General features: G+C 23.8%; 7 protein-coding genes. 4 read left to right on the top strand and 3 right to left on the bottom strand.

Annotation, left to right across the window (positions count from 1 at the left end):
• Nucleotides 1-271: 271 nt before the first annotated feature.
• The 4 genes from A6P36_RS06090 to A6P36_RS06075 all read left to right on the top strand — a co-directional run bounded on the left by A6P36_RS06090 (nucleotide 272) and on the right by A6P36_RS06075 (nucleotide 3,808).
• Nucleotides 272-1,333, top strand: a complete 1,062-nt coding sequence (locus tag A6P36_RS06090) for a site-specific integrase (protein ID WP_066762001.1) — start codon at nucleotides 272-274, stop codon at nucleotides 1,331-1,333.
• 275 nt (nucleotides 1,334-1,608) lie between these two features.
• Nucleotides 1,609-2,427, top strand: coding sequence for a transporter substrate-binding domain-containing protein (locus A6P36_RS06085; RefSeq protein ID WP_066762000.1), 819 nt, complete (start codon nucleotides 1,609-1,611; stop codon nucleotides 2,425-2,427).
• Nucleotides 2,428-2,454: 27 nt separating this feature from the next.
• Nucleotides 2,455-3,105, top strand: a complete 651-nt coding sequence (locus tag A6P36_RS06080; protein WP_066761999.1) for an amino acid ABC transporter permease — start codon at nucleotides 2,455-2,457, stop codon at nucleotides 3,103-3,105.
• Nucleotides 3,092-3,808: an amino acid ABC transporter ATP-binding protein gene (locus A6P36_RS06075; protein WP_066761998.1), complete on the top strand. Its 717-nt coding sequence runs from the start codon at nucleotides 3,092-3,094 to the stop codon at nucleotides 3,806-3,808. Before A6P36_RS06080 ends, A6P36_RS06075 begins: the two co-directional genes overlap by 14 nt.
• Before the next feature lie 32 nt (nucleotides 3,809-3,840).
• On the opposite strand, the gene A6P36_RS06070 is transcribed toward A6P36_RS06075, so the two are convergent.
• From A6P36_RS06070 to A6P36_RS06060, 3 genes are all read right to left on the bottom strand, one after another.
• Nucleotides 3,841-4,728: a phosphatase PAP2 family protein gene (locus A6P36_RS06070; protein ID WP_066761997.1), complete on the bottom strand. Its 888-nt coding sequence runs from the start codon at nucleotides 4,726-4,728 to the stop codon at nucleotides 3,841-3,843.
• 20 nt (nucleotides 4,729-4,748) lie between these two features.
• A complete protein-coding gene (locus A6P36_RS06065; RefSeq protein ID WP_066761995.1) occupies nucleotides 4,749-6,032 on the bottom strand; it encodes an alkaline phosphatase family protein in 1,284 nt (427 codons plus the stop codon).
• 248 nt (nucleotides 6,033-6,280) lie between these two features.
• The coding region (locus A6P36_RS06060; protein ID WP_369815435.1) for a CPBP family intramembrane glutamate endopeptidase at nucleotides 6,281-7,178 on the bottom strand (898 nt) is incomplete at its 5' end.

Genomic DNA, 7,178 nt, shown 5'->3' with positions numbered 1-7,178 from the left:
GATCTATAAATTTCTAAAACACATACGTTGTTATATATATTTATAATTCTTTTTTATATTATGTTTAGAACCTCTAAATTTTAGATATTCTAGAACTTCTAAATTTTAGAGATTGAATTTTTAATATTTAAAGTTATACACATATTTTTCCACACAATATAATATTTAAATTTTATATTAACAAATAATGTATAAAACGTTAAAATTAATCTATATATTTTCGAAAGTATGGGTACAATATTTTAGAATTTTACTTAAGGAGGGTATCTTTATGACAATTAAAAAGAAGGGAGATAACAATTGGGAGTACTGTGTGTATCTCGGACAAGATGAAAATGGAAAGAAAAAATATAAAAGGAAATGTGGTTTTAAAACCAAAAAAGCCTGCATTGAAGAAGCATCTACTTTCGAAAACATATCAAATAAAAAAGGAAATAAAACCTTTAAAGAGGTTGGATTAAAGTATTTAGATGATTGTAGAAATAGAGGACTTAGACAGACTACTTTAAATTTATACGAAACTCTATTTAATATAATATGTACTAATTTTGAAAAATCAAAATCAGCAATGAATAAAATTACATCTACTGATATATTAAATTTCATTTCTGAAAAAACGGCTATATGCAAATCAAACTATAAAAGATATTTAATTTTTCATTTAAAATCTATATTCACATTTGCAGAAAAAAACAATTTTATATCTAAAAATATATTTGATAATATTCCTATGTTACCCCAAAAATCTACAATTAAAAATATTTGGAATGAATCTGACTTAAAAAAATATTTACCAGTACTTAAAAATTTTAAGTACTTTGATGTAGTCTATTTAGCTTTAGAAACTGGTCTAAGACGCGGAGAATTACTAGCTCTTACATGGGATTGTATAAATTTTGACAGAAAAACATTATGTGTAACAAAATCTTATGTTATATCTGGAAATTTTATAGGATTTTCTGATCCAAAAACTAAATCTGGATTTAGAGAAATAGCTTTATTAGAAGGTAGTGTAGATTTATTAAAAAAACGGTATAAAAATAGAACTTCAAAATATGTTTTCCCAAATCCTGAAAATAGTAATATTCCTATTAAACCCAATACCCTTTCATTATCATTTTCTAAATTCTTAAGTGATAATAACTTAAAACATATTAGATTTCATGATTTAAGACATATACACGCTACACTTTTATTGAATAAAAACGTAAATTATAAACTTCTATCTAAAAGATTAGGTTATACCAATGTTGCTTTTACATTACAGACATATACCCATATACTACCTGATTCCGAAATAAAAATTTTTCAAAATCTATCTAGTTTATTTTAAATTCCTTTTTTATAAAAAATAAATAAAACTAAGATATTTAATCAAAATCTTATTATTGATATGATTGTATATCTTAGTTTTCTTTAAAATATAATTCATAATTTTAAAATCCTGTAACATTGATTTTTAAACTACATAAATATCCTTATACTTAAATAACATTAATAATTTTTCACTTATACAACAATTATTTTAAAATATATTCTTGAACATACAAGTCACAATAATGTATAATTATACATTATTATTTTTATTTATAAGGAGTTTTTTTAGCAATGAAACTATGTAAAATACTATCTACTGTACTTGTCATTTTTTTTATACCATTAATTTTAATATCATGTGCTTCAAATGAAAATAAACTCGAAAAAATTAAAAAAAGTGGAGAACTAATATTAGGTACTTCAGCTGATTATCCACCATATGAGTTTCCAATTATAACTAATGATGGGCGCGAAAGCATTGTTGGTTTTGACATATTAATAGCTGAGGAAATTGCCAAAGATTTAGGTGTTAAACTAAAAATTAAGAATTTAGATTTCTCAGGTCTTCTAGATGCTTTAAACTCAGATAATGTAGATATAATATTATCCGGTATTACCCCTACTGAAGAAAGAAAGCAAAGTATAGATTTTTCTGATATTTACTACACAGCTAAAAATGTAATAGTAACTTCAAAAAATAATGAAAATAAAATAAACTCAATAGAAGATTTAGACAATTTAACTGTTGGTGTACAAGTTGGAAGTATTCAAGATAGAATAGCTCAAGAAAAACTTAAAAATTCAGATATTAAAGCTCTTTTGAGAGTTCCTGAACTAATTCTTGAATTATTATCTGGAAAAGTTGATGCTATTATTATAGAAAATCCTGTTGCTGAACAATATGTAAAAGTAAATCCAGAGTTATCAATAGTAAATATAGATGAATTAAATTCAGATACAAGTTTAGGTTCTGCTATTGGAATTAAAAAAGGTCAAGAAGAATTATTATCAAAAGTTAATCAAACAATTTCTAGACTAATAAAACAAAATAAAATAAATGAATTTTTCAATATAGCAATAGATTTAACTGAACAAATTAACAAAAAATAGTATTTTATTTGAACTGGAGGATTATTATTGAAATTTGAATTTCTATTAAAATATTATCCGTTTTATATTGAAGGTATTAAAATAACATTACTTTTAGCACTTTTAACAATTATATTTGGAACATTACTTGGATTAGTTATATGTATTTTTAAAATTTCAAAATACAAAATTTTAAGAGCAATAGCATCAATATATATAGAAATTATTCGAGGCACTCCACTACTTGTACAACTTATAATAATTCACTATGGTTTTAGAATAAATATAACAGAAATTACTTCTGCAACCGTTGCTCTTTCTATAAATAGCGCAGCATATATAGCTGAAATAATAAGAGCAGGAATAATTTCAGTAAATAAAGGACAAATGGAAGCTTCAAGAAGTCTTGGAATGAATCACTTTCAATCTATGAAATTAATAATAATTCCGCAAGCTGTAAAAAATATACTTCCAGCTCTAGCAAATGAATTTGTAGTATTAATAAAAGAATCTGCTATCGTTTCTTATATAGGACTTGCTGACATTATGTATAAAGCAAATCAAATAAGAAGTCTTACTTATTTAACACTTGAACCACTACTTGTTGCAGCTCTTATTTATTTTGTAATAACATTTACTATTTCAAAATTTATTCACTATTTTGAAAGGAAATTAAATAAAGACAATGATTCAAATTAAAAATTTAAATAAATACTTTAATAAATTACACGTACTAAAAAATATTTCTTACACCATAAATAAAGGTGATGTAATTTCAATTATAGGTCCAAGTGGTTCTGGAAAAAGTACATTACTTAGATGTATGAATCTTTTAGAAGTTCCAACAAGTGGAGAAATTATTTTTGAAGGAGTAAATATACAAAATACAAATATAAATAAAATACGTGAAAATATGGGAATGGTATTTCAACATTTTAATTTATTTCCTCATATGACCGTATTACAAAATATAACTCTTGGTCCTATTAAAGTTAAAAATACTCCTAAAGATGAAGCTGAAAAACTTGCATTAAATTTACTTGAAAAAGTAGGATTACTAGATAAAAAAGATTCTTATCCTTCTAATTTATCTGGAGGACAAAAACAAAGAATTGCAATTGCAAGATCTCTTGCAAACAAACCACATGTTTTATTATTTGATGAACCAACATCTGCTTTAGATCCTGAAATGGTAAAAGAAGTACTTAATGTTATAAAAGAACTTGCCAAAGAAGGTATGACTATGATAATAGTAACTCATGAAATGAATTTTGCAAGAGAAGTTTCAAATAAAATAGTTTTCATGGATAAAGGAGAAATTATAGAAGATAATTCTCCTTACGAATTTTTCAATAATACAAAAAGCTCCCGTGCAAAAGAGTTTTTAAGCAAAGTATTATAATAAAAAGCTTGGAAATATATTTTCCAAGCTTTTTACTTTCTATATCTTACATTTGTTATTTCATAAGCTTCTTTATAATAAAGATTACTTAATTTAAATATAAATGGGACAACTCCCATAATCCAAAATCCAATTATAAAATATTTAATTATAAAAGTAAATAAAAACTCACCAAGTAAATATGTAAACAAAACATCTATCAAAATCGTCGTAAATATACCTATAATCAACTTCATCACATTATCTATACTACTTGCAGAAGGGGAAAAATTTACATATCTATTTTCAAATAAATGTCCTAAGTAAATTCCAATAAAAAGTCCAATAGTCTTAAAATAATCTTTTCCCATTTCATCTTTTGTTATAAAAATAAAACCTAACAAAAAAATTAAAATAAGCACACTAACTAATATATTAATTTTAAAACTATCTAACTTTATTAAAATTTCATTTAAAACTATAGATACTATTAGAGCTAAAACAACTCCACCTAAAATATCTATTGGCCAATGAAGTCCTAAATAAAGTCTAGATATACCCACTAAAGCCATAAGCACACAACTTAATATAAATATTATTTTATTTCTAGTAAAAATAAACAAGCTTGTCCCGAAAGTTGTTATATTTTGCATATGTCCACTTGGAAAAGAATATCCAGTTGCAGAAAACTCTTCAATAAAAAATATTCCCTCAACTCCTATAGGTCTTGAAGACTGAACCAAACCTTTCACAAAATTATTTAAAACCCCTGAACAAGACATAATAATTGCCATTTTATACCCTATTTCTTTATTATAACACCAATAAATCACACAAACAAAAAACATTAAAACATATAAACTTCCAAAAGATGTTATAAATATCATAAATGAATTCAAAAAATCAGAGGAAAAACTCTGTAAAAACTCTATTACTTCCAAATTAAAATTCCTCCAACATATTATTTTCTTATACCTTTTATAACTTTACCGCTACTTTCAAACCTTAAATCCATAAAAGAAGCAATAGTAGGCGCAATATCAACAATACTACATTTTTCTATCTCAATTCCTTCACTAACTCTATTTCCATAACTAATAAACATACCACTTGAATTCTCATACTCATTTGAATATCCAGAAAAAGACCTATTGACCTTAGAATTTAAAAAACATGTATCTAAATTAATCTCTTCTACAAAAGATACTTTATTTACACCACCATCAAAAATACAATTAGGTTTACCTTCTAACCTAAAAGAAAAATTATTTAAATCAAAACTTTCATATCCATGTGTTTCATAAACATCTTTTATAAAATTAGAATTCTTTTTAACAAAATCATCTAAAAACACTTTAACTCTTCCATAATCATTAGCATTATTAGGATTTTTTAAATATATAAATGCACTTCCACCATCACAATGTGCATACGCTATGTAATTTTTAATTTTTCCCCTATTATTAATACTAAGTAAGTCGTTTTTCAAAAAAGCATAATTTATATTTATACTATTTTTACAATCATATACCCCGCCATTTGAAACCACAAACATAGTTAAATCTTTTAAAATATTTTTGTTATCACACCAAGATAAAAAATCCCCAACTCTTCTATCAATACTTTTTAAAGCATCAATAGTATTTTCAGAATTTTCAGAATATCTTCTTCTTGCATAATCTAAATGATTAAAATTTAGAAAAATAACATTAGACTTTCTTTTTTCCAAAAGTTCCATAGCTAAAATTGAAGAAAAATTATCATTCTCTGGTTGCATATTAACCTTCAAAATATTCGAATATTTCAAAATATTCTTCAACATATAAAAAGAAGATCCCTTTAAAATTCCTCTTACTATATCATGAAATTTAGTAGATTTAATATTCATAAAATTATATTTAAAATTACTGTTACCCATAATTGGCCAAGAAATAACACTTACATTATTTCCATTTTCTTTAAACAAATCCAAAATAGTAGGTACTCTAATATCTTCATATTCTTTTTCTCTATACTTACGTACACAAATATCAAAATTATCAAAATAAATTCCATGACAATACGGGAACTCTCCAGTAAGAATAGACGTACTAGCTGGAGCCTTAAGATTTGGGTATTGATTTAAAACTTTCCTAACAACAGCACCTTTAGAAATAATATATTTAAAGTTATCAAATTCTTTTAGTGTGAAATAATCTGAACTCATTAAAGAATTAACAAACATAACTAAAATACATTGTTTCATAAAATACTCACCTTTTCAAATTTAAAAGTTCAAATATCAACCACATATAAAATTGGGGGCTCTACCACAAACTGTGGTAGAGAGGGGAATTTTCAGATGTATCCATTCTTTGGGATTATGAATTCAACACATCCTATGCTTTAAATAAAGCACACCTTATTTATATCATATATTACTACAAAATTCAACCACTGTATATGTAAATAAAAACCAAAAAAATTAAAATTTCTACACAAAAAAATTAAATATCACATTTTAAACTTACACTTATAAAAAATAAACATTATAACAATTACAATTGTTAAAACAATCAGTGAATAATAATTATTTTCCACATTATATAATTCCGTATTATTTATAACAGTATAAAATAATGGTTCTAATTTAACATTCATGCTTTCAAGAGATAATATGTATTTTTTTAGAAAATCATAAAAACAATTAAAAGAAATTAATATAAAAATATTTTTATAAACAACAAACATAAGTGACAAAAATATATTAAAAAGAAACATATATATCAAATAAATTCCAATTCTCTGGTACTCTATAAATCCAATAACCACTGGAACAATGGAAGTTAATATTAATGAAGCTATTATTGAATATCTAGAAGTAAATATATTAAAAAGCCACCCTCGATATAAACATTCTAAAAAGAAAAATTTAATATATGTAAAAATAAACACAAATAACAATTGAAATAAATTTAAAAATGTAAATTCCCTATTCAACTTAAAAGATAATGTATAATCTCTTAAAATAAATACAAATATTAAAACAAATAAAAATAAAGTTGAAAATATAATTCCTTTAATATTGAATGCCAAAAAATTATTTTTTACTCCTGAAAATAAAAAAGAAATCCTTCTTTCTTCAATTAAAAAAATATATATAATTAATATTAAAAAAATAGATACATAAGGTATAAAAAATTTTTCAAATAATTGATATAGAAGATTAGACTCTACAATTTTTATATTCCCCTTAACAATCAAAAAAATAAAATGAGAAAGTATAGGAGAAAAAAAATAATACATAGAAAACACAATTAAGAAAACAACATAAAACCTTGGCTTAAATTTGCTTTCTCTATATGTCTCAGAAACAAATTCTATATCATTGAAATTCGACATAAAATCCTCA

The sequence above is a fragment of the Candidatus Arthromitus sp. SFB-turkey genome, assembly GCF_001655775.1.
Taxonomy (GTDB): Bacteria; Bacillota; Clostridia; order Clostridiales; family Clostridiaceae; genus Dwaynesavagella; species Dwaynesavagella gallinarum.
The sequence above is the reverse complement of the archived record's forward strand: the minus strand, read 5'-3'. Positions and strand labels throughout refer to the sequence as shown.

What these genes read in the sequence shown, in the direction of transcription:
- A6P36_RS06090 (WP_066762001.1), top strand. Translation starts at nt 272, where the DNA reads ATGACAATTAAAAAGAAGGGAGATAACAATTGGGAGTACTGTGTGTAT.
- A6P36_RS06085 (WP_066762000.1), top strand. Translation starts at nt 1,609, where the DNA reads ATGAAACTATGTAAAATACTATCTACTGTACTTGTCATTTTTTTTATA.
- A6P36_RS06075 (WP_066761998.1), top strand. Translation starts at nt 3,092, where the DNA reads ATGATTCAAATTAAAAATTTAAATAAATACTTTAATAAATTACACGTA.
- A6P36_RS06065 (WP_066761995.1), bottom strand. Translation starts at nt 6,032, where the DNA reads ATGAAACAATGTATTTTAGTTATGTTTGTTAATTCTTTAATGAGTTCA.